Here is a 23619-nt window from a genome sequence, read left to right as displayed (position 1 = left end):
GCGCCAGTGAATCACGCCGCGACGGCGCCCGCGACCACCTGGTTGCGCCCGCCGCGCTTGGCCTCGTAGAGCGCGCGGTCGGCGGCCTCGATCAGCAGCTCGGCCGAGCAGCCGCCCGACGTGGCGGCGACGCCCACGCTCACCGTGACCAGGCGCTCGGGCACGTCGGTGGCCTCGACGGCGGCGCGGATGCGCTCGGCCGCCCGCTCGGCGTCGGCCAGGCCGAGGCCCGGCATGATCACCGCCATCTCCTCCCCGCCGTAGCGGGCCGGGATGTCGGTGGCCCGGCAGGCGCCGGCGATCGCGCCCGCCACGGCGGACAGCGCCCCGTCGCCCGCCCGGTGGCCGAACGTGTCGTTGAACGACTTGAAGTGATCGATGTCGAACAGGCACAGCGCCACGCTCGAGGCGCCCTCGGCGCGGCCCACCTCGGCCAGCCGGCGCGCCAGCTCGGCGTCGAACGCCCGGCGGTTCGCCAGGCCGGTGAGGCCGTCGGTCAGGCTCTGGCGCTCCGCGGCGGCGGTGAGCTCGGCGCGCCATAGCGCGTTGCCCAGGTTGGCGGCGAGCGTCTCCAGGGCGCTCACCTCGCGCAGCCGGATGCGGTGGTGCACCCGGCCCGCGAGCAGCGGCCGCCGGCACTCGATCGCCCCCGCGGGCCGGCCGTCCACGTGCACCGGCACCACGACCACGCCGTCGTCGCCCGCCCGCGCCAGGCGGATGCCGTCGCGGGCGGGGCCCAGGCGCACGGCCGCGCGCCAGGCTGGCATGAGCGACGCCGCGGCGTCGCGCGCGATCGTCAGCATGGCGTCGCGCCCCGGCGCGGCGAGCAGGCCGCGCGCCGAGGCGTGGAGCACCGCCAGCCGCTCGGCGCGCACGCGCAGCTCGCGCTCCCCGGCGGCCGCGCCGGTGATGGCGGCGGCGAGGACGATCCAGAAGAAGGCCAGCCGCGAGAGGGACGCCGCGCTCCACAGGCGGCCGTCGTCGTGCCAGACCAGCGTGAGGAACACGAGAGAGGCGAGCGCCGCGGCCTTCAGGCCGGTGCGGGCCGAGTAGCCGAGGGCCGCCCACATCGCCGTGACGAGGAAGAGCCCGGCCACGGCGGCGCGCGAGCCCCCCGCCAGCGCGGTGAGCGCGCCCACCCAGGCCGCGTCGACGACGAGGCTCAGGTCGACCGCGAGGCGCAGGCGGCGCGGCCACCGCGCGGGGACGGCCCACAGCAGCACGTGGAGGGCGGCGGCCAGGGCGCACGCGAGCGTCGCCGTGAGGGCCGGCGCCGGGGCGTGGCCGGACGGCAGCAGCGCGACGCCCGCGGCCGCGGCGGCCCCGCCGGCGAGGCGGGCCGCGAGGATGCCGCCGTGGCGGTCCTCGAGCTGGTACCAGGGGCGGCGGTCGAGCTCGCCGTCGTAGGCGCGCCGGCCGGCCATCAGAACTCGATCACCTGGTCGTCGGCCGCGCCGCGGCCGCGCCAGGCCAGCTTCTTCCCCCCGTCGATGAACCGCTGCAGCAGGGCGTACGCCCCCGCGGCCACGAGCAGCAGGAGCGGGAACGCGACCGCGGCGGCCGCGCCCTCCGCCGCCAGCACGCGGCGCCACAGCGGCCGGTCGGCGGCGCGGCCGCCGGGGCGGCGGTCGCCGCGTCCCCGGCGGCGGCGCTCGCCGGCGCCCGACCCCCCCGGCCGGCCGCGGCCGGCGCGCGCCCCGGCGCGGCGCCGCCGCGGGAGGGGGCGCCCGGGGCCGCGGCCGGGGCGCGCACGGGCCCCGCGCCGGGCCGCGGGTCGGCGGGCGCGGGGGCCGGCGCGGGGGACGACGGCGCATCGCCGGCGCCGGGGGCGGCCGGCCCCGCCGGGGCCGGCGGCGCGCCGGCGGCCGTCCCGGCCTCGGCGACGGCCACCACCTCGATCGCGTCCACGGCGTCGGGGGCGCCCTCGCGGCTCCCGACGGCCACCAGCCGGTGCCTGCCCGGCGTCGGCGTCCACGACCCCGACAGGGCCGGGGCGTCGGCCGACCAGGCGTCGACCCCGTCGACCGCCATGGCCAGCCGCTCGGCGCGCTCGGCGACCACCCGCACGGCCACCGGCCGCCCGGCCACCAGGCGCGCGCCGTCGGCCGGCGCCACGATGCGGACGGCCGGCGCGTCGGCGTTGAGCACGGGCAGGCGCAGCTCGGTCGCCGTCGCGGCGGCGGGGGCGGCGAGCGCGAGCGCGGCGGCGGCCGCGGCCGTCAGCCGGCGGAGAGCGTGATCTCGGATCGGTACACCCCGCGCATCGCGGTGATTGGGACGACCAGGCTGAGCAGGGGGCTCTGGCGGTAGGTGCCGACGCCCCCGCCGGCCGCCGCCCGCATCAGCTCGGCCGGGCTCGCGGCGAGCACGCCGCCGGCGCCGGCCGCGACGCCGGACAGGTCGGAGCCGTCGGGGCTCCAGGGCGCGACGGGCGCGGCGCTCAGCGCGTCCTCCGGCAGCGTCTCGCCGGGGCGGCCGTCGAGCCGCCAGCGCGTGGCGGTGGCCGTGAGCGACCACCCGGGGGCTGCGCCGCCGGTGTCGACGACCTCGATCGGGCCGAGGGCCGCGCTCGTGACGGCGGGCGCGAGCCCCGTGAGGGCGACGGGCGGCAGGATCACCGAGGTCGGCCCCGAGACGGTGATGCCGCCCGTGGCCACCACGCGGGCGTGCTCCAGCGACAGGGCGTCCGCCGTGTCGTCGGGGCCCGCGCCCGTCGCGACGAGCCGCACGCGCACCGTCCCGCCGTTCCACTCCCCGGGCGTGAGGCCGATCGCCACGGGCTGCCAGGCGGGGCCCGCCCCGCTGACGGTGGCCCGGGTCGCCCAGCCGGCGCCGTCCCACAGACGGACGTCGAACGGCTCCCCGGTCGTGCGCGCGGCGAGCTCGAGGGTGTGCGTGCTGCCGCGCGGGACGCCCGACGCGCGGATCTCGGCGTCGGCGCGGTGGTCCTGCGGCGTGATCGTGAGCGCCACCTCGTCGGCGCCGAAGCCGATGCCGGTCACGAGGCTCAGGGCCGACTCGATGCGGACGTCGATGCGCACGTGGTACGTGTGGCCGTGCGCGATCGCGTCCGCGCCGAGCCCGGTGGCCGACTGCGTCGTCCAGCCCTCGTCGGCGGCGCGCACGCCGCCGAGCAGCACGCGCTCGCCGGGCGCGGTCTCGTCGACCAGCACGGCCGTCCATCGCACCGTCACCAGGTTGAGGAGCCCGTTGACGTCGACGAGGCGGTCCATGGAGAAGGCGACGGCCGCCGGGGCGCCGCCGGTCCAGGTGAAGCTCGGGCTGCGCCAGCTCGTGCGGCACTCCCCCAGCAGGCCCAGCAGGTTGAGCAGGGCGGCGTAGCCCGCCCGCAGCGAGCCGCCGTGGTCGCCGGTGTGGCCGGAGGAGATGGTGCACAGACCGATCGCCTGGTCGGCGGCGGTCCAGCCGCCCATGCCGCCGTCGAAGCCCCCGCCGGACGGGTGCACCGACGGCGCGAGCATCCCGGCGTCGGTCTCCGCGAGGGTCGCCGCGGCGTCGCCGTCGCCGGCGTCGCCGGCCGCCGCCAGCCCGCTGAGCGCGCCGTGCGCCACGGGCCCCGGCGTCGTGGCCGGGACGGTCGTCGTGCCGTGCCCCGCCGCCGCGCCCGCCCACGCGGCGAGCGCGGCCAGGGCGCCGGCCAGGATGGCCGCCGGCCGCCGCGTCACCGGGCCGCGGGGGTCACGTGGACGACCACGGGGACGACCGACTCGTAGGCGACCGACACGGCCGCCGCCGCGTCGCCGCCGCCACGCGCCGCGACCGCGCCGCGCAGGGTGCCCGCCGGGGTGCCGGCGGGCGGGGCCGCCACGGCGGTCACGGCGACGCTCTGGCGGGCGGGCACCCGCACCGTGCCGGGCACGCGCAGCCACGACGCGCGCGCGACGAGCGCGAGCCTGCGGGGCGCGTCCGACGCGTTGGCCACCCGCAACGCCACCTCGGCCCGGCCGCCGGCCGCCACGCGGGCCGTCGCGGCGGCCGAGTGCGAGCCGGCCACGATCGCGAACGGGGCCGAGCGGGGCGGCGCCCCGGGGGCGGCGGCCATGGCCGAGCCGGGCCCCGCGGGGTGGGTCGGGGCGGCCGCCGCCCCGCCGCCCGGCGCCGCCGGCGCGGCGCACCCGGCCGCGGCGACGGCGGCCGCGACCACGAGGGGGCAGCCGCGCCACCTCACGAGACCGTCACCACCAGCGTCGTGGTGTAGACGGCGCTCGGTGCGTCGGCGGGCACCGTGACGCGCACGACGGGCGTCACCTCCAGCCGCCCCGTCCCCGAGCCCGGCGGCGCGGCGAGGATCGCGCGCGCGGCGGAGAGGTCGCCGGGGCGGCCGGTCTCCACGCCGAGGGCGGCCGGGCCCGCCGGGCGCCGCGGCACCAGCTCGAGGGGCGCGCCGAGCGGCCGCCCCAGCGGGTCCTCGGGCGGGTCCGCCTGCGCGACCAGCGTCCAGCCCGGGGCGCCCGGCCGCGTGTCGGTGACGCCGATCGGCCCGAGCGCGGCGCGCACGGCGACGGGCCGGCCGTCGACCACGATGGGCGGCAGCTCCACGACCGACGGCGCGTCGACCGTCAGGCCGCCGCCCTCCAGCGCGACCCCGGCGCGCGACTGCACCGCCCAGGCGGGCGCCGCGGCGGCCGCGACGGCGAGGGCGCAGCCGAGCAGCTCACGCCGCACGGCGCCTCCGCAGGCCGACGCCCGCGCCGGTCAGCGCGACCGCGCCCAGGGCGAGCCCCCCGGCGCCCCACAGCCGGGCGCCGCCCACGTGCACGCCGGCCGCGGCGGTCGCCGGCGGCTCGCCGTGGATGCGCACCTCGACCCGGTAGTCGCCCGGGGACCATCGCGGCAGGGGCAGCTCGAGCCCCACCGGCCGCACGTCGCCCGGCAGCAGGGTGCCGAGGTCGAGCGGCCGGGTGGCGAGGGTGCGCCCGCCCTCCACCAGCGCCACCTCGCCGCGCAGCCGCTCGTGGACCATGTTGCCGGCGTTGCGCACCCCGAAGCGCACCCCCGCGCGGCCGCCGAGCCCCAGCGCGCCCGACAGCCCGCCGCGGCCGGTCACCTCGGCCGCCAGGCCGTCGACCGCCACCGCGCCCACCCGGGCGCCCTCCACCGTGACGTAGACCCGCAGGCCCACCCGCTCGACCACGCGCACGGCCACGCCGCCCGCCTGCGCCGTGCCGGCGGCCGAGGCCGACTGCACCACAAGCCCGCCGGCGTGGTCGCCGGGCCGCGCGTCGGCGGGCACCCGCACGCGCAGCGGCACGACCCTGCGCTCGCGGGGGGCCAGTCGCAGCCGCCCGGTGGGCGCGTCGATCCAGGCGCCGACCCCGGTCGCCGCCTCGCCGGCGCCCGCCAGCGTGAAGACGCCGTCGGCCGTCGTGGTCGCGTCGGCCGTCGAGAGGTCGACCGCCTGCGGCTCGTCGGTCAGGTTCAGCACCACGGCGTCGGCGGACGCGACCGTGCCGGGCGCCGCCCGCAGCACGATCCAGCTGCCATCGGGCGCGAGCGGGCGCACCCCCACCAGCGAGCCGGTCGCGGCCGCCGCCTCGCCCGCCAGCGCGCCGAGCAGCGCGAGCACGACCAGGAGCGTCCTCACGAGATCGTCAGGGTCAGGGTCGTCGCGTAGGGCGCGCCCGCGTGGGAGGCCATCGCGTCGGCGGGGATGGTCACGTCGAGCCGGGGCGTGAAGGTGAAGGCGCCGCGGTGCGGGCCGGGCGCGGCGAGCACCGCCACGTCGGTCTGGCCCGGCCCGGTCGGGGCCGTGAAGGCCGCGCCCGTGGCGCCGGCGATGCCGGTCGCCGGGTCGGCCCCCGCGCCGGCGGCGACCGGCCCGGTGGTGATGGCGATCGCCGACGACGGGATCACCCTCGCCGGCGTCCCGGGCGAGACCAGGTCGGTCGCCGTCGCCACGACGCTCCAGGGCGCCCCGGTGCCGCGGGCGTCGACCACGGTCCACGGGCTCGCCGGGGTCGTGGGCAGCACCTGCTCCGCGCCGGTCAGCGCCGCGGCCAGCGGCTGGAAGTCGGAGGCCGCGAGCGACAGCGATCCCGCCGTGATCGTCACCTCGGCGCCCGACGTGGCGGGGTGGGCGGCCGGCGCGCCGAGCGCGAGCGCCAGCGCCGCGCCGATCCCGACCAACGCCCACACCCGCGGGCAGGCCGTCATCGTGGTCGCCATCTCTCCCCCGTCCAGTTCGTTTCCATTCCATGTATCGATCGCCGGCGACGGGAGTTGAGGCTCCGTAGAGGAACCTCGTCGGCAAATTGCGGCCGAAACCGCTAGATCCAGCGACGCTCCCGCGCGAGCAGCAGCGCCTGGGACTGCCCGGAGACGCCCAGCTTGCGGTACACGTGGTGCAGGTGGTTGTGCACGGTCGAGGGCGAGCAGCCGAGCTCCCGGGCCACCTGCTTGGCGGCGGCCCCCCTGCCCAGCAGCCGCAGCACCTCGACCTCGCGGTCGGTCAGGCCCGGCGGGCGGCGCAGCGGCTCGCTCTCGGGCGAGGCGATGAGGAGCGCCTCGAGGGCGTCGGAGCCCAGCCCGCAGGCCGCCGCCGACGCCGGCAGCGACGCGATCGCCGCCTCGTCGCCCGCCGCGGCGTGGACGGCCACGTCGGCCAGCCAGACGGCCCGGGCGACCGGGTCGTCGGGCGGCGCGGCGTCGTGGTGGTGCTCCATCGAGGCGCAGAGCTCGTCGGGCAGGCCCCAGCGCCGGGCGATCCAGGCGCCCACGCGCGTGTGGTCCGTGCCGAACGCCTCGCGCTCGTCGGCGACCGAGGCGAGGCCGTCGGCCACCACGCCGAGCTCCTCCGCCACCCGGGCGAGGATCGGCTTGCCGAGGTCGTGCAGCAGGCCGGCCAGGTGCGCGTGCGTCGCCAGCGCCCCGGGCGCCTGGCGCACGAGCGCGGCCGCCATGGTGGCGACGTCGTCGCAGTGGCGCAGCAGCGCGAGGCGCGGGGCGCCGTAGGCGGGCATCGCGCCCTCGAGCAGCCGGTAGGTGGCCGCCGACAGCAGCAGAGCGCGCAGCGTGCGGTCGCCCAGGCGCACGAGCGCCGCCTCGAGCGTATCGGCGCCCTCGCCGAAGTGCGCCGAGTTGGCGAGGCGCAGCACCTGGGCGGCGAGCTCGGGGCTCTGCCCCACCCGGGCCGCCAGCCGGCGCGCCGACGGCGCCCCGGCGTCGAGCAGCTCGAGCACGCCGGCGACGACCGGCGAGGGCGCGGCCAGGTGGTCGGCCGCCTCGGCGACCAGGCGCGCGGTGACCCGGGCGGCGCCGCGGCCGTGGGGCGGGGCGGTCGTGCTCATGCCGTCTCCTCCGAGGTGGTGCGCGGGCCGGGGCCCAGCTCGCCGCGCCCGGCGAGCGCGCGCAGGTGGCCGACCACGGCCGGGTCGAGCTCGTCGCCTGCGCGCCGGCCGAGCTCGTCGAGCGCCTCGCCGATCGGCACCGCCGGGCGGCCGGGGCCGCCGCTCACCAGGCGGTCGAAGGCGTCCGCGACGGCGATGATGCGCGACTCCAGCGGGATCTCGCCGCCGCGCAGCCCCATGGGGTGCCCGCGCCCGTCCATGCGCTCGTGGTGGTGGAGCACCCAGGCGGCGAGCCCGGCGAGGTGGCTGCCCGCGAGCATGCGCTGGCCGATCTCGGGGTGGCGCGACAGCTCGGCGGCCTGCGCCTCGGTGAGCGGTCCTTCGGCGGCGACCACGTCGTCGCTCACGCCGATCTTGCCGACGTCGTGCAGCAGGCCGGCCACGCGCACGCGCTCGGCGTGCTCGGGGCCGAGGCCGGCCTCGGCGGCGAGCAGGGCCGCCACGCGGCCCACGTTCTCGGAGTGGTGGCGCGTCGCGGGGTGACGCGCATCGACCGACGCCGCCAGCGAGACCACGGTCGCGAGCACCGCGCCGTCGTCGGCCCCGCGGTCCTCCTCCTCGCGCCGCAGGATCTCGGCCGTGTCGGTGTGGAACAGGAAGGTGCGGTCGCCGCCGTGCTCGCGCGCCCAGGCCAGGGCGCTGCGCGCGTTGTCGACCAGGCCGTCGGGGCGGCCGGCGTGGCTCGGGAAGCTGGCCACGCCAACGGAGAGCGTGAAGGCGCCGGCGAGCTCGGGCACGTCGCCGAGCGACGCGCGCAGGCGCTCGCAGACGCGCAGCGCGTCCAGGCCCTCCACCTCGGGCAGGATCGCGGCCAGCTCGTCCGCGTCCAGGCGGCAGCCGACGTCCATGGCCCGCAGCCGCCCGGCCACGTGCCGCGCCAGGGCCTCGATGGCGGTCTCGGCGGCGGTGCTGCGGCCCTCGGCCCGCAGGTCGTCGAGGCCGTCGAGCTGCATGATCGCGACGCTCAGGGGGACGCCCGCGCGCAGCGCGCGCTGGCACTCCTGATCGATCCGGCTCGCGAAGTAGCGCGCGTTGAAGAAGCGGGTGAGCGGGTCGATGGTCCCGAGCTCGCGCACCTCCTGCTGCAGCACCGAGACGGTGAGCGACGCGGCGGCCTGGGCGGCCAGCTCCTCGAGCGCGGCGACGTCGGCGGCGGCGTACGGGCGGTCCGAACGCGAGAACACCGCGAGCACGCCGAGCCCGGCCCCCTCGCCCACGCCCGCCAGCGCCACCGTGGCGAGGCCGCCCTCGCGCAGCGCGCCGCCGTCGGGCACCGGCCCGGTCCACGAGCGGCCCAGGGCGAGGTCGCCGCGCAGGCGCGGCGGCACCAGCGCCGCCAGCTCGGCCGGCGGGAGCGGCTCGAGGCCGTCGTAGGCGGCGACCTCCGGCTCGGGCGCGCCGGCCGCCAGGAGCGCGGCGGCGGGCGCGCCGAGCAGCGCGCGCGCTCGGCCAGCACCCGGGTCACCGCCTCGCGCGGCTCGGCGGCGGCGCGCACGGCCGCCGTGGCGGCCTCCAGGCGCTGCGTGCGGCCGCGCTCGTCGGCGCGCTCACGCTCGGCCGCGGCGCCCTCGAGGGCGGCGGCGGCGACGGCGGCGACCACGCGCAGCGCGGCCTCGGCCGCCGGGTCCTCGCCCGGCCCCCAGACCTCGATCCGCCCCACCGGGCCGCGACGCCCACGCAGGTCGGCGCCGACGACGCCCGAGCGGCCCCGCTCGTCGCCCGAGGCGGCGAGCGGGGCCGGCCCGCCGGCGGCGGGCGGGCCGAGCAGCCTGCCGCCGCGCGCGCCGGTCGCGGCCAGCGCGGCGTCGAGCGCCGCGGCGCCCAGCCGATCGGGCCGGCGCTCGCCGGACAGCCGGTCGATGATCTCCGCCAGCCGCTCCGGGCTGACGACGCTCCACGCGCCCCGCTTCCATGCGGACAAATCGGGCCTCCCCCGCAGTCGGTCGGGGTCGACATCGGCCCGGCGGGGGATCGAATCAAGCCCCGGGCGACCCGGGGGTCGCGACGCGACGGCGCCGCGCGGGCGTCAGCCCAGCCGGCGCAGCTCCTCGTCCAGCCTGCGCTGGTCCTCGGGGCTGAGCGGCGGCGGCGGGGCGACCTCGCGGCGCGGACGCGACCAGGTGCGCGCGATGATCGGGATCGCCAGCAGGCCCGCCAGCACGGCGAGCCCCGGGACCACCCACGCGACGAGGTCGAAGCCCGACTTGGGGGGCGTCGCGAGCACCCCCTTGCCGAACTCGTCGACGAGGCCGTCGATGATGCGCTGCTTGTCCCACCCCTGGTCGATGCGGGTGGCGATGTACTCCTTCATGTCCTGCGCGACCGGCGCGCTCGAGACGTCCAGCGGCGTGTTGCAGGTCGGGCAGCGGACCTCCTTGGCGACGTCGCGCACGGTCAGCCCGAGCGCGGCCGCGGGCAGCGCCATGAGCGCGATCAGCGCCAGCGCGACGAGCCGCCGCACGGTCACCGGGCGGCGGCCTGGAGCTGGCCGACGGCGTTGGTGATCTGGGCCTCGTCCAGCACCGGCCCGGACACCTTGAGCGCGATCCGGCCCTGCGGGTCGATCACGAACGTCTCCGGCAGGGCGGGCACCTGGAAGGCCTTGCGGGCGTCGTCCTCGCCGTCGCGCAGCGACGGGTAGGTGAGGCCGTTGTCCCGCGCGAAGCCGAGCGCCTTCTCGCGCACGTCCTGCACGTCCACGCCGAGCACCAGGACCTCCTCGGCCGGGCGGTAGCGCGACGCGATGCGCTCGAGCACCGGCGCCTCGGCCTTGCACGGCTCGCACCACGAGGCCCAGAAGTTGAGGACGACCGTCCGTCCGCGCAGGTCCTCCAGCGAGACCTCCGACCCCACCGGGCCCACGCCGTCGCCCGCGATGAGCACCGGCAGGGTGAGGCCCGGCGCCTCGGGGCGCTCGCCCTCGTCGAGGGCGTCCTGGATCGAGGTGCCGATGTCGCGGTTGACCAGCCCGATCACCAGCAGCGCGATGACGGCGAGCACGACCACGCCGCCCACGGCGGCGCCGATCGCCCGCCGCCGGTCCCAGCCGCCCCCCTCGGGCGGCGCCTCCTGCTCGTCGTGCTCCACCCCCGCAGCGTAGCGGTCTAGCGACCCTCGCCGGGGGCGTCGGCCGGGTCGTCGTCGCGCGCGCGGCCGCGCTCGCGCTCGGCGCGCCGGGCGATGGACGCCTCCACCCGCTCGATGACCCACTCCGGCACGGGGCCGCTGAGCTCCGCGTCCAGGTCCGGCCACCGCTCGCGACGGGGGGCGGCCCCGCCCGCGACGGGGGCCCCGGGCGGCTCCGGCGCCCCGGGCTCGGCCGGCGCGGCCGGATCGGCCTCGGCCGACGGGTCAGCGTCGGCGTCGGCGTCGGCGTCCGCCGGATCGTCCTCGCCCCGCGGGGGCGCGTCGAGCGGCGTCGGCACGGGCGGCTCCCCGGCGACCGCGCCGGCGTCGGGCCGCCCCGCCGGGCGCTCCTCCGCGACGAGCTTGCCGTCGTGCAGCACCTGGATGCGCCACGCGTCGGCGCCCTCGCCGTAGATCACCTCGAGCCGCGCGCGCTCGAGCTCCGCGCTCTCGCGGGCGTCCGACTCGGAGCGGTGCTCCGAGATCACGCTGCGCTGGGACGCGGCCTGCCCGGAGACACCGACGACCACGACCTCGTATCGACGGCGACGGCGCACCACGACGTCTTCTACCCGGGCGGCCCGGCCCCTCCCGCTAGCGACGGTCCAGCGCGACCGACCCGGCCGGGTCGCCGCCCAGCTCGGCGTACAGGAGCGTCGTGTTGCGCAGCCAGTTGGAGTTGAGGTTCGTGGGGTCGTTGCCCGCGCCCACCGGCGCGTAGCGCGACTGGATCTGCTGCAGGGTGACGAGGCCGTCGTCGAGGTAGCCGCGGCGCAGCCCGCGGGCCACGGTCGCGATGTTCTGCTCCCAGCTCGCGAACGCCTGGTGGGGGCCCCAGCCGAAGGCGTTGTTGCGCGCCCGCGCGCCCGGGTCGGCGCCCAGCGAGCTCTCCGCCCGGGCGATCGCCACGAGCGCCCGCGGGTCGATGCCGTTGCGCTCGCCCTCGCGCACGAAGACCTCGCCCAGGCCCACCAGCGGCGCGCCGGGGTTCTTGCGCGCCATCCAGGCGTCCAGCTGGGCGCCGGTCACGCCGGACGCCCCCGGGGCGGTGGCCGCGGCGATCGTCCCGGCCGGGGCGGTCGCGCCGGCGGGGGTCGCGCCAATTGGCGTCGACCTCGTGCGCCAATCGGCGCCGACCCCGGGGACGCCCCCCGAGGCGGCCGCCTGCGCGCCCGAGAGCGCCGCGGCGAAGCCGCCGGCGGCGGGCGCCGGCGACGGCGGCGCGCCACCGCTCGCGGGCACGGCGGCGCCGGTGATCTGCCGGATGCGGGCGAGGGTGCCCGCCAGCCCGGATGCCGCCTCGATCGTCACACCGCGCCCATCGGCCGCCTCGGGGGCCGCCTTGAGCGCGCGCCGGCTACCCCAGCAGCTCGCGGACGGCGCGCACGGGGTCGTCGGCGAGCATGAGCGCCTCGCCGACCAGGATGGCGTCCACGCCGGCCCGCTCGAGGCGCTCCACGTCCTCGGTGGCGCTGATCCCCGACTCGGCCACCACCACCGTCCCGGCCGGCACGTCGGCCAGCAGGCGGAACGAGGTGTCGAGGTCGACCTCCAGCGAGTGCAGGTCGCGGTTGTTGATGCCGATCACCTCGGCGCCCGCCTCGACCGCCGTCGCCACCTCGCGTTCGTCGTGCACCTCCACCAGGCTGTCCATGCCGAGCTCGGAGGCCCCGGCGATCAGCGCGGCCAGGCGCTCGGCGTCGAGCGCGGCCACGATCAGCAGCACGGCGTCGGCGCCGGCGACCCGCGCCTCCAGCAGCTGATACTCGTCGACGACGAAGTCCTTGCGCAGCAGCGGCAGCTCGCAGGCGCCGCGGGCCTCGGCGAGGTCGTCGAGGCTGCCGCCGAACCAGTTGGGCTCGGTCAGCACCGAGACCGCCCGGGCGCCGGCGCGCTGGTATGCCGACACCACGTCGGTCACGCTGGCCTCGGGCCGGATCGGCCCGCGGGAGGGGCTCGAGCGCTTCATCTCGGCGATCAGCGAGATGCCCTCCGCGATGAGCGCCTCGGAGAAGGGGCGTCCGCGGCGGGCGGGCCCGAGCTGCTCGCGCAGCGCCTCGGCGGGGCGCTCGCGCTTGCGCGTCGCCAGGTCCGCCTGCGTCCGCTCCACGACGGTCTCGAGGAAGGTCGGCATTGCGCTCCGAACCCTACGCGGCCGCGCCCAGCCGCCGCGTGGCGGCGACGAACGCGTCCAGGCGGTCGCGGGCCGCCCCCTCGTCGATGCTCGCCTCGGCCAGCGCCATGGCGGGCTCCAGGCCGTCGGCGACGCCGGCCAGCCAGATCGCGGCGGCGGCGTTCAGCACCACCACGTCGCGCGCGGGCCCGCGCCGCCCGCCGAGCACCCCGCGCAGCACCTCGGCGTTGTGGGCGGGGTCGCCGCCGGCCAGCTCGCCGTCCGCGGGGGCCGTCACGCCGAGGGCGGCCGGGTCGATCGTCGAGCGGCGCACCTCGCCGTCGTCGACCGCCACCACGTCGGTGACCGCCGCGGAGCTGACCTCGTCCATGCCGTCGCGCCCGCGCACCAGCAGGGCGCGCTCGCAGCCCAGCACGGCGAGGGCCTGGCCCATCCGCTCGAGGTAGGCGGCGTCGCTCACGCCGAGCAGCTGGCGCGGCGCGCCCGCCGGGTTGGTGAGCGGGCCGAGCAGGTTGAAGATGGTCCGCACGCCGAGCGCCCGCCGCACCGGCACGATGTGCCGGAAGGCCGGGTGGTGCGACGGCGCGAACATGAACCCGAGGCCGGTCTCGTCCAGGCAGCGGGCGACCTCGTCCGGGCCCAGGTCGATGCGCGCGCCGAGCGCCTCCAGCACGTCGGCGCTGCCGCACTTCGAGGTGGCCGAGCGATTGCCGTGCTTGGCCACCGCCACGCCGGCCCCGGCGACGACGAAGGTCGAGGTGGTCGAGATGTTGAAGGTCGGCCGCCCGCCGCCGGTGCCGCAGGTGTCGATGAACGCGCCGGACGGCGGCGCCACCCGCTCGGCCCGGGCCCGGACGGTGGCCGCCAGGCCGGCGAGCTCCTCGGCGGTCTCCCCCTTCGCCCGCAGGGCGATCAGGAACGCCGCGGTCTGCGCGTCGCCGGCCTCGCCGGACAGGATGGCGTCGAGCGCCTCCGACGCGCCCTCGCGGCCGAGGTCCTCGCCGTCGAGCATCCGGTCGATGGCACGGGAGATCACGGGGCTGGGCACGGCGGCAATCTACGCGCTGAACGCGAGGAAGTTCGAGAGCATGGCGCGGCCCGCGCCGGTGAGGATCGACTCCGGGTGGAACTGGACGCCCTCGACCGGCAGCGAGCGGTGTCGCAGCCCCATGATGGCCCCGTCGTCGGCGCGCGCGGTCACCATGAGCTCCTCGGCGCCGGCCGGATCGACCACCAGGGAGTGGTAGCGCGTCGCGGTGATCGGGCTCGGCAGGCCCGCGAAGACCGCGGCGCCGTCGTGGTGGATCTCGCTCGTCTTGCCGTGCACCGGCTCGCGCCCGCGCACCACCTCGCCGCCGAACGCCCGCCCGATCGCCTGGTGGCCGAGGCAGACGCCGAGGATCGGCACCCGGCCGGCCAGCCCGCGGATCGCCTCCACCGAGATCCCCGCCTCGTCGGGGGTCTTCGGGCCGGGCGAGATCACGAGGTGGGTCGGCGCGAGCGCCGCCACGCCGGCCACGTCGATGGCGTCGTTGCGGTGCACGAGCACCTCGGCCCCCAGCTCGCCCAGGTACTGGACCAGGTTGTAGGTGAACGAGTCGTAGTTGTCGATCAGGACGACGCGCGCCACGGTTCCGCCTACCAGTCCGCCTGACCCGCGGCCACCTCGATCGCCCGGAAGAGCGCGGCCGCCTTGTTCTGGGTCTCCTCGTACTCGGTGGCCGGCACCGAGTCGGCCACGATGCCGGCGCCCGCCTGCACGTGGGCCATGCCGTCCTTGCAGACGATCGTCCGGATGGTGATGCAGGTGTCCATGTCGCCGTCCCAGCCGAGCCAGCCCACCGCGCCGCCGTAGGGGCCGCGCTTGGTCGGCTCGAGCTCGTCGATGATCTCCATCGCCCGCACCTTCGGGGCACCCGACAGCGTGCCGGCGGGGAAGGTCGCCCGCAGGGCGTCGGAGGCGCGCCGCCCGGCGGCGAGCCGCCCGGTCACCGAGCTCTCGATGTGCATCACGTGGCTGTAGCGGCGGACGTCCATCAGGTCGGTCACCTGCACCGTGCCGATCTCCGACACGCGGCCGAGGTCGTTGCGGCCGAGGTCGACCAGCATGACGTGCTCCGCGCGCTCCTTCGGGTCGGCCAGCAACTCCTCGGCGAGCGCCTCGTCCTCCTCCTCCGTGGCCCCGCGCGGCCTGCTTCCGGCGATCGGGTGCATCTCGACGTGGCCGCCGGCCACCTTCACGAGCATCTCCGGCGACGAGCCGACCAGGGTCACCTCGCCGGTCTCGAGGAAGAACATGTACGGCGAGGGGTTGACCGTGCGGAGCCCCCGGTAGACCGCGAACGGGTCGAGGGTCATCGGTGCCGAGAAGCGCTGGGAGGGGACGATCTGGAAGGCGTCGCCGGCGTAGATGTACTCGCGCGCCCGCTCCACGCCGGCCTCGAACCGCTCGCGGCTGAGGTTGCTCGCCACCGGCCCGAGCACCGGCTCCCCCTCGCGGTCGGCCGGCCGCGGCAGCGGGCCCGAAAGGCGCCCCTTGAGCTCGGCGACCGTGGCGACGGTGCGCCAGTAGGCGGCCTCGACGTCGCCGTCGGGCTCGATCGGGCAGGGCGCGACGATCGACAGCGAGCGGCGCAGGTGGTCGAACACGACGACCGGGCCGGTGATCATGGCCGTGAGGTCCGGCACGCCGAGGTCGTCGGCGGGCACGTCGGGCAGGCGCTCGACGGTGCGCACGAGGTCGTAGCCGAAGAAGCCGACCGCGCCGCCCCAGAAGGCGAGCGGCTCCGGCGGCGGCGCCATGCCGACCCCGCGCACGACGTCCTCGACCGCGCCGAAGGGGTCGGCCGCGTCCAGCTCGCGCGTGCCGGCCTCGTCGGTCACGGTCAGCCGGCCGCCGGCGCCGCGCACGACGGCCTGGGGACGGACGCCGATCATCGAGTAGCGGCCGAGCCGGCCGTGCTCGACGGACTCCAACAGGAAGGCGGGGCCGCCGTCGCGCAGCTTGAGGTAGGCGCTGACCGGCGTCTCGCAGTCGGCGATGTAGGTGTGCACGAGCGGCGCCTGGCCGTGGGCGCCCGCCATCGCGCGGACGGCCTCGATGCCCGGCGTGACCTCCAGGCTCGAGCCGCGGCGCGGCGGGACCTCGAGCCGCAGCCGCGTCACCCCGGCCTCCGGCGCGAGGCGAGCTCGGCGGCGACCTCCTCGAACCGCACGCCCGCGGCGCTCCACAGCACGGCCAGGTGGTAGAGCAGGTCGGCGCTCTCGTAGACCACCTGCCCGCGCTCGCGGCCCTTCGCCGCGATCACGACCTCCGTGGCCTCCTCGCCCACCTTCTTGCAGACGGTGTCGATGCCCTTGGCGAGCAGCCGCGCGGTGTACGAGGCGCCCGGGTCGGCGGCGGCGGCGCGCTCGGCCACCGTCCGCTCGAGGTCGGCGACCGCCGCGAACGGCTCGTCGCCCGGCGCGTCGTCGAGCGGCACGTGGAAGCAGGTCGGCTCGCCGGTGTGGCAGGCGACGCCCGTCTGGTCGACGCGCACGACGATCGCGTCGCCGTCGCAGTCGAGCGCCACCGAGCGCACGGCCTGCGTGTTGCCGCTCGTCGCGCCCTTGTGCCACAGCTCCTGCCGCGAGCGGCTCCAGAACCACGTCTCGCGGCGCTCGAGGGTGCGCGCGAGCGACTCGCGGTTCATCCAGGCGAGCGTCAGCACCCGCCCGTCGGTCGCGTCCTGCACGATCGCGGGCACGAGCCCGTCCTCGCCGAAGCGCACCCGCTCGAGGAGCCCGGCCGCGTCGGCCGGCGCGCCCACCTCAGCCGTCCCCGTTGAGGGCGGCGAGCTCGGCCATCACCTCGACGGCCGACGAGGTGCCGACGCGCGAGGCGCCGGCGCCGATCATGGCCTGGACCGCCTCGAGCGTGCGCACGCCGCCGGACGCCTTGACGCCCACCCGCTCGGGCAGCGCGTCGCGCATCAGCTCCACGTCGTGCACGGTCGCCTGCGTGCCGACCCCGGTGCACGTCTTCGCGAAGTCCGCGCCCACGTCGTCGACGATCTTGCAGGCCAGGCGCTTCACCTTGTCGTTGAGCAGCGGCGCCTCGATGATGATCTTCACCAGCACGTCGCCGCGCGCGTTGTTGGCCGCCCGGCCGCGCACCGCCCGCATCACCCGCACGAGGTCGTCGCGCACCGCACGGAAGTCACCCGTCAGCATGGTCCGGTAGTCCATGACCACGTCGAGCTCGTCGGCGCCCTCGGCGACCGCGATGTCGGCCTCCTGGGCGCGGTCGGCGGTGCTCGACGCGCCGCCGGGGAAGTCGATCACCGCGCACGTCTTGACGTCGCACCCGCGCAGCAGGTCGGCCATCAGCGGCACGAACCGGGGGTGCGAGCACAGCGCCGCGAAGTGGTGCTCGCGCGCCTGGTCGCACGCCCGTTCCACGTCCTCGGCCGTGACATCCGGCGCGAGCAACGTGTGATCGAGCGTCTTGGTGAGGTCCTCGGCCCGCATCAGGAGCGCGCGGGACGTGGCGTCCTGCTCATTGGGCCGAGTATAGCGACGCCCCCGGTGGCCCCCCGTGCCTGAGCTGCCCGAGCTGCAGGCGCTCGCCGAGGGGCTGACCTCCGCGCTGGCCGGCCGGGTCGTGGAGGGCGCGCGCGTGCACCAGCCGGCCACGCTGAAGACCGCCGACCCCCCGCTGGAGGCCCTCGTCGGCCGGCGCGTCGCCGGCGTGCGGCGGCGCGGCAAGATCCTGATCGTGGAGCACGAGGACGGGCCGGCCCTCGTCATCCACCTGATGCAGGCCGGGCGGCTGGGGCTGGCGGCGGCGGGCGCCGGCCGGCCGGGCCGCACGGCGGCGCTCGACCTCGACGTGGGCGGCGGCGAGACCCTGCGCCTGCGCGAGCTCTCCACCCACCGGCGCGCGTCGGCGCACCTGCTCGACGCGGCGGGGCTCGCCGCCCACCGCCCGCTGGCGCGCCTCGGCCCCGAGCCGATCGGGCTCGGGGCCGACGGCTGGCGCGCCGCCCTGGGCGGGCCGGGCGCGCTGCTCCACACCGCGCTGCGCGACGGCCGTCGGGTGGCCGGCATCGGGCGCGCCTACGCCTCGGACATCATGTGGGCCGCCCGCCTCGCGCCCTTCGGCCGGGCCGGCGACCTCGGCGACGACGAGCTCGCCCGGCTCGCCCGCGCCGCCGACGCCGTGCTGACCCAGGCGCTCGAGCGCGCCCGCGAGCGCATCACCACCGACCTGCCCAACCGGGAGGCCCGGCTGACCGCGGTCCACGGCCACCACGGCGAGCCCTGCCTGCGCTGCGGCACCCTCCTCGAGCGCGTCAGCTTCGCCGAGTACGAGCTCGTCTACTGCCCCGCCTGCCAGACCGGCGGCCGCAGGTACCGCGACCGCCGCCTGAGCCGGCTCTTGAGGGAGTAGCGCGGCGACGGACCGGCTCGGCGGGGACGATCCGTTGCGCGGGCGTGACGCCGCGATGGCGGGCCGGCTCGCGCTGGGTGGGTGGTCGCGGCCATCCCGTGACGGGGTCGTCGACGGACCGGGTCGGCGGGGGCCGATCCATTGCGCGGGCGGGGGCCGGCTCGTCCTGTGACGAGGTCGTCGACGGACCGGGTCGGCTGGGGCCGATCCACTGCGCGGGCGGGACCCGGCCCCCGCTTGACGAGGTCGTCGACGGACCGGGTCGGCCGGGCCGATCCTGTGCGCGGGCGGGACCCGGCCTATCCCGTGATGAGGTCGTCGACAGACCGGGTCGGCTGGGGCCGATCCTGAGCGCGGGCGGGACCCGGCCCTGGCGGGCCGGCTCGCGCTGGGCGGGTGGTCGCGGTGCGGATTCGGCTGGGGCCGATCCTGAGCGCGGGCGGGATCCGGCCCTGGCGGGCCGGCTCGCGCTGGGCACGTTGTCGACCGGCGTGCCCCTCACGCGGGGACCCGGCCTCTTTCGGGCCGGGTCACGCGGCAAATCGCCCCTGGCCGGGGCGATTTGCACACGGCGGCACCGGCCTTGCGGCCGGGGCGGGCCGCCGAAAACCCATCGACGGATCCGTCCGTGGTGCGCGTGGGGTGTGCCCGGCGCCCTCGTGGCCGGTTTGTGCACGCTCCCGCCTTCGGCGGTCGTGTCTACGACCACCTCGTTGCTCGATCACGTCGTCCGGGACGGATCGCGACCAGTTCGCCGCGCGGCGCGCCCCGGCCGCCAGGCCGGAGCCGATTCGGCCGGCGCGCCCGGGGCGTGCCTCAGTTCGACGCAGGCCAGACCCTCCGGGGGAGCCGGGCGGCCTGGGCGGAGCGTCAGCTGTACTCGGCCAGGTAGCGCTCGAACTGGCGGAGGTGGCCCTCCTCGTCGCGGAGGATCTCGATGACCATGTCCTGGGTGGCCCAGTCGACGCCGTCGCACGCTTCGATGATGCGGAGGTAGTGCTCGATCGCGCCGGTCTCGGCCTGGATCACGCCCTCGATGACGCCCCGCACGTCGGCCGCGTCATCGCGCGGCTGCAGGTAGGTCTGCTCGGCGGTGAACTCGAGCGAGCCGGGGGGCGTGCCGTACAGCTCCTTGATGCGCCCGGCGAAGCGCCGCGCGTGGCCGAGCTCCTCCTCGACGTCGGCGCTCAGCGCCTCAGCGATCTCCTCCGCCCGCACGCCGTCGAGGTTCTCGGCGTTGGCGAGGTAGCTCATCACCGTCTCCATCTCCATCCAGTACGCCTGGCGCAGGAGATCGAGGATCTCGGCGCGCTTGGCGGCCTGCGCCTCGGACAGGATGCCGGTCGCGACCCTGCTCGTCGTGGCCATGCCCACTCCCCTCTCGTCGTCCGTCACGCTGCTTCGGCGTACTATAGCAACTCATTGAAAACAACGACCGACTACGGACGACGACGCGGTTGCGCTAGAATCGACGGCGATGGCGATCGTCACCGACACCACGCTCCACACGGCGCTGCGCGCCCGCGGCCAGCGGGCCACCCCGCAGCGGCTGATGATCGCGGCGACCGTCCGCGGCCTGCGGCGCCACGCCACGGCCGAGGAGATCCACACCGAGGTCGGCGCCCGCATGCCGGGCGTCTCGCTGCCGACCGTCTACGCGACGCTCGAGCTGCTGGAGGACCTCGGGCTGGTGCGGCGGGTCGCCACCGCGAGCGGCACGGCCGTCTACGACCCGCGCACCGACGAGCACCACCACCTCGTCTGCCGGCGGTGCGGCGCGATCATGGACCTCGACGCCCCCGTCGACCACGGGGCGCTGCTCGGCGCGGCCCGGGGCGCGGGCTTCGTGCCCGACGACGCCCAGGTGGTCGTCCGCGGGCTGTGCGCGGGCTGCGCGGCCGGGGCCGCCGCGGCGCCGCCCCGCGCGGCTCGCTAGCGGCCGGAGCGCTCCGGGTCGTCGTGCGCCCGCGGGCCGCCGCGCGCGACGGCGGTCGCGGCGCGCCAGGCGGCGAAGCGGCCGTCGGGCGTCGCGAGCCACGCGCGCAGGTCGCGCTCGAAGCGGGCCCACACGCGGGCGCGCGCCCCGTAGCGGGGGAACTCGATCGCGTCGTCCGTCCGCACGTCGTTCATTCGGTCACCCTAACAAACGGCCGCGACCGCGCGAGGGCCGTCAGAGGCCGAGGCGGGTGAGCATCGACTCGTCGTCGCGCCAGCGCTTGCGCACGCGCACGGTGAGGTCGAGGTGGACCTCCGTGCCCCACAGCCGCCCCAGCGCCGACCGGGCCGCCGAGCCGATGTCGCGGATGCGGCTGCCGCCGCGGCCGACCACGATGCCCTTCTGCGACTCGGTCTCCACCACGATCCCCGCCCGCACGACGATGCCGTGGCGGGCCGGCTCGATCTCCTGCACGTCGACCGCCAGCGCGTGCGGGATCTCCTGTCGCAGCCGCAGCAGCGCGGCCTCGCGGATCAGCTCCGCGGCGAGCTCCTCCTCGGTCTGGTCGGTCGCCATCCCCTCCGGGAAGTAGCGCGGGCCGTCGCGCAGCAGCTGCGGCAGGTCGGCCCGCAGCGCCTCCACCCCGCGCCCCTCGCGCGCGCTGACCGGGTGAAGCTCGAGGAAGTCCACCAGCGGGGCCACCCGCGCGATGGCCGCGGCGGTCTCGTCGGGCGTCAGCCGGTCGATCTTGTTGAGCACCGTGATGACCGGCAGGCGCGAGGCGCGGAGGCGGTCGGCGATGAAGCGGTCGCCGCGGCCGACCGGCTCGGTGGCGTTGAGCACGAACAGGGCGGCGTCGCAGTCGGCGAGGTTGTCATCGACCGTCGTCTGCATGCGGGCGGTCAGCGCGTCGGCCGGCTTCTGGAACCCGGGCAGGTCCAGCAGCACGGCCTGCCAGCCGTCGCCGTGCACGACGGCGGTGATGCGCCGGCGGGTGGTCTGCGGGCGCGGCGAGACCGCCGCCACCTGGACGCCCGCCAGGGCGTTCGCGAGCGTCGACTTGCCGACGTTCGGCCGGCCGGCGAGCGCCACCAGCCCCGAGCGGAAGCTCACGGCGCCCCCAGCACGAACGGCTCGGGCAGCAGCTCGGCCAGCGGGCGCTCGCGAGGGCCGGCGGGGCCCGCGTGGACCAGCGACGCGCCCGGCGCCAGCTCGGCGAGCACCTGGCGGCACGCCCCGCAGGGCAGGATCGGCGCCCCGTCGGCCCGCGCCACCGCCACCCGCACCGGGGCCGCCCCGCCGTCGGCCACCATGCGCGCCAGCGCCGCCCGCTCGGCGCACACCGTCAGCCCGTAGGAGGCCGACTCCACGTTGACGCCGATGAAGCGGCTGCCGTCGGCGCACTCCACGACCGCCCCCACCTGCACGCCGCTGTACGGCGCGTGGGCGCGGCCGGCGGCCTCGCGGGCGCTCGCGAGCAGGTCGGCGGCGCTCATCCCCACAGCTGGAAGATCACGATCGCCAGGCAGGTCCCGAGCACCGCCCCGGCGACGGTCTCGACCAGCGAGTGGATGCCGGCCTCCACCCGCGACTGCGCCACGAGCAGCGCCATGAGGAAGGCGAGCGTCGACACGAGGACGGCGTGGCGCAGCGGCTCGGCGATGATCGTGATCGCCGCCCAGGCGGCGAAGGCCGCCGCCGCGTGCCCCGAGGGCAGGCCGCCCCGCAGCGGCGTGCCGCGCCCGGTCCAGGCCTTGATCGCGATGACGGCGATCACCGTGACGATCATCGTCACCACCACGAGGTGGGTGGGCGAGCGCCGCACCCCCACGAGCAGCTCGCGCCCGCCGTCGGTGAGGCGCTCGTAGAACACGAAGTAGGCGATCGCCACCGCGTTGACCGTCGCCACGAGCACCGCCCCGGCCGCGACGTCCTTCGCGATCTTCACCAGCGGGTGGTACGTGGTGACCACGGCGTCGATGGCGGCCTCGATCGCCGTGTTCATCATCTCGGCCACCAGCACCAGGCTGACCGCCCCGAGCACCGCCGCGAGCTCGAGCCGCGAGAAGTCGAGCAGCAGGCCGAGCACCAGCGCCAGCACCGCCACGCCCACGTGGATCTGCATGTTCCGCTGCGTGCGGAGCACGTAGACGATGCCCTCGAAGGCCCACGTGAACGACCAGCGCAGGGAGCCCTGGCTCGGCAGGCCGGCGTGCGAGGCGCGGCGCAGCAGGCCGCCGAGGCGGCCGGGACGGCGCCCCGGGTCCCCGCCGGCGGGCGCCGGGCTGCCCGAGGGCGTCGTCGACGTCGTCACGGCGCCTCTGCCACCAGCCGGTCCTGGAGGGCGAGCATCTCCCCGCCGTCGACCTCGTGGTCGTAGCCCAGCAGGTGCAGCAGGCCGTGCACGGCCAGGGTGGTGAGCGGCTCCTCGGCGGCGTCCGGGCAGATCACCACGTCGCCGAGCTCGGGCGGGGGACCGTCGGCGGGCCAGTCGAGCGCCTCGGGGCCATCGACCGGGAAGGCCAGCACGTCGGTCGGCACCGGCTTGCCGCGGTGCTCGCCGTTGATCGCCGCCATCTCGTCGGGGCCGACCACCATCAGCCCCAGCGTCGCCCGCCCCAGGCCCAGCCGGCCGCAGGTCCACACCAGCCGCTCCACCAGCTCCGCGGTCGCGTCGCCGGCGCCGCGCGCCTCGACCTCGATCACGCGCCGCCCTCGGCCGCCGAGTAGGCGTCCACGATGCGCTGCACCAGGCGGTGCCGCACGACGTCGCGGCGGTCCAGGCGCACGAACGCCACGCCCTCCACGTCGCCGAGCACCTCGGTCGCGCTGACCAGGCCCGACCGCTGGGCCGACGGCAGGTCGACCTGGGTCACGTCGCCGTTCACGATCATCTTCGAGCCGAACCCGAGGCGCGTGAGGAACATCTTCATCTGCTCGGGCGTCGTGTTCTGGGCCTCGTCCAGGATGATGAAGCTGTCGTTGAGCGAGCGGCCGCGCATGAACGCGAGCGGCGCCACCTCGACCTGGCCGCGCTCGACGAGCGCCTCCACCCGCTCGGCGTCGAGCATGTCGTAGAGCGCGTCGAACAGCGGGCGCAGGTACGGGTCGACCTTGGCGGCGAGGTCGCCGGGCAGGAAGCCCAGCCGCTCGCCGGCCTCCACGGCCGGCCGCGTCAGGATGATGCGGGCCACCTCGCGCCGCATCAGGGCGGCGGTGGCGATGGCCACGGCGAGGTACGTCTTCCCGGTGCCCGCGGGCCCGATGCCGAACGTGACCGTGTTGGCGCGGATCGCGTCGACGTAGCGCTTCTGGCCGCCGGTGCGCGGCGTGACCAGGAACCGGCCGTTGCGCCAGATGACGTCGCTCAGCATGTCGCCGACCGGCTCGGCGCCCTCGACCAGGTCGGCGACCGTCTCCACCGTGCCGGGCGCGATCGGCCGGCCGCCGCGCACGAGCTCGGCGAGCTGGGCCACCACCTCGGCGCCCGCGCGCACGCGCCGCTCGGCGCCGGCCAGGGTCAGCAGGTTGCCCCGCAGGCCCACCTCCAGGGCGAGCCGGTCCTCGAGCGCCCGCAGCACCGCGTCCTGCTCGCCGGCCAGCTCCACGGCGACGTCGTCGTCGA

28 protein-coding genes are annotated in these 23619 nt (G+C 77.6%); 2 read left to right on the top strand and 26 right to left on the bottom strand.

Translation table 11 applies throughout. The annotated features are described in order from the left end of the window. Positions 1-11: 11 nt before the first annotated feature. The 19 genes from ITJ85_RS07080 to deoC all read right to left on the bottom strand — a co-directional run bounded on the left by ITJ85_RS07080 (position 12) and on the right by deoC (position 17136). Positions 12-1424 carry a GGDEF domain-containing protein gene (locus ITJ85_RS07080; RefSeq protein ID WP_217915652.1) on the bottom strand — a complete coding sequence of 471 codons (1413 nt, stop codon included), beginning with the start codon at positions 1422-1424 and terminating at the stop codon, positions 12-14. Then, a complete protein-coding gene (locus tag ITJ85_RS07075) occupies positions 1424-1582 on the bottom strand; it encodes a hypothetical protein (RefSeq protein WP_217915651.1) in 159 nt (52 codons plus the stop codon). Before ITJ85_RS07075 ends, ITJ85_RS07080 begins: the two co-directional genes overlap by 1 nt. A gap of 637 nt (positions 1583-2219) precedes the next feature. Further along, on the bottom strand, positions 2220-3686 hold the full coding sequence (locus ITJ85_RS07070; protein WP_217915650.1) for a hypothetical protein: 1467 nt from the start codon (positions 3684-3686) through the stop codon (positions 2220-2222). Continuing rightward, a complete protein-coding gene (locus ITJ85_RS07065) occupies positions 3683-4189 on the bottom strand; it encodes a hypothetical protein (RefSeq protein WP_217915649.1) in 507 nt (168 codons plus the stop codon). The genes ITJ85_RS07070 and ITJ85_RS07065 overlap by 4 nt, the downstream gene beginning before the upstream one ends. Next, the gene (locus ITJ85_RS07060; protein ID WP_217915648.1) at positions 4186-4686 is read right to left on the bottom strand and encodes a hypothetical protein; all 501 of its coding nucleotides are present in this window, start codon (positions 4684-4686) and stop codon (positions 4186-4188) included. The genes ITJ85_RS07065 and ITJ85_RS07060 overlap by 4 nt, the downstream gene beginning before the upstream one ends. Then, positions 4676-5605, bottom strand: a complete 930-nt coding sequence (locus ITJ85_RS07055; protein ID WP_217915647.1) for a WxL protein peptidoglycan domain-containing protein — start codon at positions 5603-5605, stop codon at positions 4676-4678. The genes ITJ85_RS07060 and ITJ85_RS07055 overlap by 11 nt, the downstream gene beginning before the upstream one ends. Further along, positions 5602-6186 (bottom strand): hypothetical protein, encoded by a 585-nt coding sequence (locus tag ITJ85_RS07050; protein WP_217915646.1) that lies wholly within the window; start codon positions 6184-6186, stop codon positions 5602-5604. The genes ITJ85_RS07055 and ITJ85_RS07050 overlap by 4 nt, the downstream gene beginning before the upstream one ends. Positions 6187-6287: 101 nt before the next feature. Next, the gene (locus ITJ85_RS07045) at positions 6288-7307 is read right to left on the bottom strand and encodes an HDOD domain-containing protein (protein WP_217915645.1); all 1020 of its coding nucleotides are present in this window, start codon (positions 7305-7307) and stop codon (positions 6288-6290) included. Further along, a complete protein-coding gene (locus ITJ85_RS07040) occupies positions 7304-8695 on the bottom strand; it encodes an HD domain-containing phosphohydrolase (RefSeq protein ID WP_217915644.1) in 1392 nt (463 codons plus the stop codon). Before ITJ85_RS07040 ends, ITJ85_RS07045 begins: the two co-directional genes overlap by 4 nt. A 698-nt stretch (positions 8696-9393) precedes the next feature. Beyond that, entirely contained in the window at positions 9394-9834 is a 441-nt protein-coding gene (locus ITJ85_RS07035; protein ID WP_217915643.1) for a cytochrome c-type biogenesis protein, read from the bottom strand. After that, on the bottom strand, positions 9831-10454 hold the full coding sequence (locus ITJ85_RS07030; RefSeq protein WP_217915642.1) for a TlpA family protein disulfide reductase: 624 nt from the start codon (positions 10452-10454) through the stop codon (positions 9831-9833). The genes ITJ85_RS07035 and ITJ85_RS07030 overlap by 4 nt, the downstream gene beginning before the upstream one ends. Before the next feature lie 17 nt (positions 10455-10471). Next, positions 10472-11053, bottom strand: coding sequence for a hypothetical protein (locus ITJ85_RS07025; protein WP_217915641.1), 582 nt, complete (start codon positions 11051-11053; stop codon positions 10472-10474). A 34-nt stretch (positions 11054-11087) separates the two neighbouring features. Beyond that, a complete protein-coding gene (locus ITJ85_RS07020) occupies positions 11088-11804 on the bottom strand; it encodes a lysozyme family protein (RefSeq protein ID WP_217915640.1) in 717 nt (238 codons plus the stop codon). A gap of 46 nt (positions 11805-11850) precedes the next feature. Continuing rightward, positions 11851-12627, bottom strand: a complete 777-nt coding sequence (gene trpC, locus ITJ85_RS07015; RefSeq protein ID WP_217915639.1) for an indole-3-glycerol phosphate synthase TrpC — start codon at positions 12625-12627, stop codon at positions 11851-11853. 13 nt (positions 12628-12640) lie between these two features. Then, positions 12641-13663 carry an anthranilate phosphoribosyltransferase gene (gene trpD / locus ITJ85_RS07010; RefSeq protein ID WP_343233004.1) on the bottom strand — a complete coding sequence of 341 codons (1023 nt, stop codon included), beginning with the start codon at positions 13661-13663 and terminating at the stop codon, positions 12641-12643. A gap of 21 nt (positions 13664-13684) precedes the next feature. Continuing rightward, positions 13685-14257, bottom strand: a complete 573-nt coding sequence (locus ITJ85_RS07005; RefSeq protein ID WP_217915637.1) for an anthranilate synthase component II — start codon at positions 14255-14257, stop codon at positions 13685-13687. A gap of 8 nt (positions 14258-14265) precedes the next feature. After that, a complete protein-coding gene (trpE, locus tag ITJ85_RS07000) occupies positions 14266-15792 on the bottom strand; it encodes an anthranilate synthase component I (RefSeq protein WP_217915636.1) in 1527 nt (508 codons plus the stop codon). Then, a complete protein-coding gene (hisIE, locus tag ITJ85_RS06995) occupies positions 15789-16436 on the bottom strand; it encodes a bifunctional phosphoribosyl-AMP cyclohydrolase/phosphoribosyl-ATP diphosphatase HisIE (RefSeq protein WP_217915635.1) in 648 nt (215 codons plus the stop codon). The genes trpE and hisIE overlap by 4 nt, the downstream gene beginning before the upstream one ends. 1 nt (position 16437) lies before the next feature. Beyond that, a complete protein-coding gene (gene deoC, locus ITJ85_RS06990) occupies positions 16438-17136 on the bottom strand; it encodes a deoxyribose-phosphate aldolase (protein ID WP_217915634.1) in 699 nt (232 codons plus the stop codon). Positions 17137-17203: 67 nt separating this feature from the next. Here deoC and ITJ85_RS06985 point away from each other — a divergent pair, with 67 nt between their 5' ends. Then, positions 17204-18058, top strand: coding sequence for a DNA-formamidopyrimidine glycosylase family protein (locus ITJ85_RS06985; RefSeq protein ID WP_217915633.1), 855 nt, complete (start codon positions 17204-17206; stop codon positions 18056-18058). 870 nt (positions 18059-18928) lie between these two features. On the opposite strand, the gene ITJ85_RS06980 is transcribed toward ITJ85_RS06985, so the two are convergent. After that, positions 18929-19426 (bottom strand): ferritin-like domain-containing protein, encoded by a 498-nt coding sequence (locus tag ITJ85_RS06980; protein WP_343233003.1) that lies wholly within the window; start codon positions 19424-19426, stop codon positions 18929-18931. Positions 19427-19535: 109 nt separating this feature from the next. Here ITJ85_RS06980 and ITJ85_RS06975 point away from each other — a divergent pair, with 109 nt between their 5' ends. Further along, positions 19536-19994, top strand: a complete 459-nt coding sequence (locus tag ITJ85_RS06975; protein ID WP_217915631.1) for a Fur family transcriptional regulator — start codon at positions 19536-19538, stop codon at positions 19992-19994. Here the strand turns inward: ITJ85_RS06975 and ITJ85_RS06970 are convergent. Genes ITJ85_RS06970 through ITJ85_RS06945 form a run of 6 tightly spaced genes read right to left on the bottom strand, consistent with a single transcriptional unit; the run spans position 19991 to position 23602 of the window. Beyond that, complete coding sequence (locus tag ITJ85_RS06970; RefSeq protein WP_217915630.1) at positions 19991-20188, bottom strand: hypothetical protein; 198 nt, start codon at positions 20186-20188, stop codon at positions 19991-19993. The two genes, ITJ85_RS06975 and ITJ85_RS06970, sit on opposite strands and share 4 nt — an antisense overlap. 40 nt (positions 20189-20228) lie before the next feature. Next, positions 20229-21107, bottom strand: coding sequence for a GTPase Era (gene era, locus ITJ85_RS06965; protein WP_217915629.1), 879 nt, complete (start codon positions 21105-21107; stop codon positions 20229-20231). Next, a complete protein-coding gene (locus ITJ85_RS06960; RefSeq protein WP_217915628.1) occupies positions 21104-21490 on the bottom strand; it encodes a cytidine deaminase in 387 nt (128 codons plus the stop codon). Before ITJ85_RS06960 ends, era begins: the two co-directional genes overlap by 4 nt. Next, the gene (locus ITJ85_RS06955) at positions 21487-22308 is read right to left on the bottom strand and encodes a diacylglycerol kinase (protein ID WP_217915627.1); all 822 of its coding nucleotides are present in this window, start codon (positions 22306-22308) and stop codon (positions 21487-21489) included. Before ITJ85_RS06955 ends, ITJ85_RS06960 begins: the two co-directional genes overlap by 4 nt. Continuing rightward, the gene (ybeY, locus tag ITJ85_RS06950; protein WP_217915626.1) at positions 22305-22700 is read right to left on the bottom strand and encodes an rRNA maturation RNase YbeY; all 396 of its coding nucleotides are present in this window, start codon (positions 22698-22700) and stop codon (positions 22305-22307) included. Before ybeY ends, ITJ85_RS06955 begins: the two co-directional genes overlap by 4 nt. Further along, a complete protein-coding gene (locus ITJ85_RS06945) occupies positions 22697-23602 on the bottom strand; it encodes a PhoH family protein (protein ID WP_425517107.1) in 906 nt (301 codons plus the stop codon). Before ITJ85_RS06945 ends, ybeY begins: the two co-directional genes overlap by 4 nt. Positions 23603-23619 lie beyond the last annotated feature (17 nt).

The sequence above is a fragment of the Miltoncostaea marina genome (genome assembly GCF_018141525.1).
In the GTDB taxonomy this organism is placed as follows: Bacteria; Actinomycetota; Thermoleophilia; order Miltoncostaeales; family Miltoncostaeaceae; genus Miltoncostaea; species Miltoncostaea marina.
Note: the sequence above shows the minus strand (reverse complement) of the source record. Positions and strands in the feature narration are given on the sequence as shown.

Coding starts and splice junctions, on each gene's coding strand:
- deoC (WP_217915634.1), bottom strand. CDS start 17,136: ATGCGGGCCGAGGACCTCACCAAGACGCTCGATCACACGTTGCTCGCG.
- ITJ85_RS06980 (WP_343233003.1), bottom strand. CDS start 19,426: ATGGCCACGACGAGCAGGGTCGCGACCGGCATCCTGTCCGAGGCGCAG.
- ITJ85_RS07045 (WP_217915645.1), bottom strand. CDS start 7,307: ATGAGCACGACCGCCCCGCCCCACGGCCGCGGCGCCGCCCGGGTCACC.
- trpC (WP_217915639.1), bottom strand. CDS start 12,627: ATGCCGACCTTCCTCGAGACCGTCGTGGAGCGGACGCAGGCGGACCTG.
- ITJ85_RS07050 (WP_217915646.1), bottom strand. CDS start 6,186: ATGGCGACCACGATGACGGCCTGCCCGCGGGTGTGGGCGTTGGTCGGG.
- ITJ85_RS06960 (WP_217915628.1), bottom strand. CDS start 21,490: ATGAGCGCCGCCGACCTGCTCGCGAGCGCCCGCGAGGCCGCCGGCCGC.
- ITJ85_RS06970 (WP_217915630.1), bottom strand. CDS start 20,188: ATGAACGACGTGCGGACGGACGACGCGATCGAGTTCCCCCGCTACGGG.
- ITJ85_RS06975 (WP_217915631.1), top strand. CDS start 19,536: ATGGCGATCGTCACCGACACCACGCTCCACACGGCGCTGCGCGCCCGC.
- ITJ85_RS07080 (WP_217915652.1), bottom strand. CDS start 1,424: ATGGCCGGCCGGCGCGCCTACGACGGCGAGCTCGACCGCCGCCCCTGG.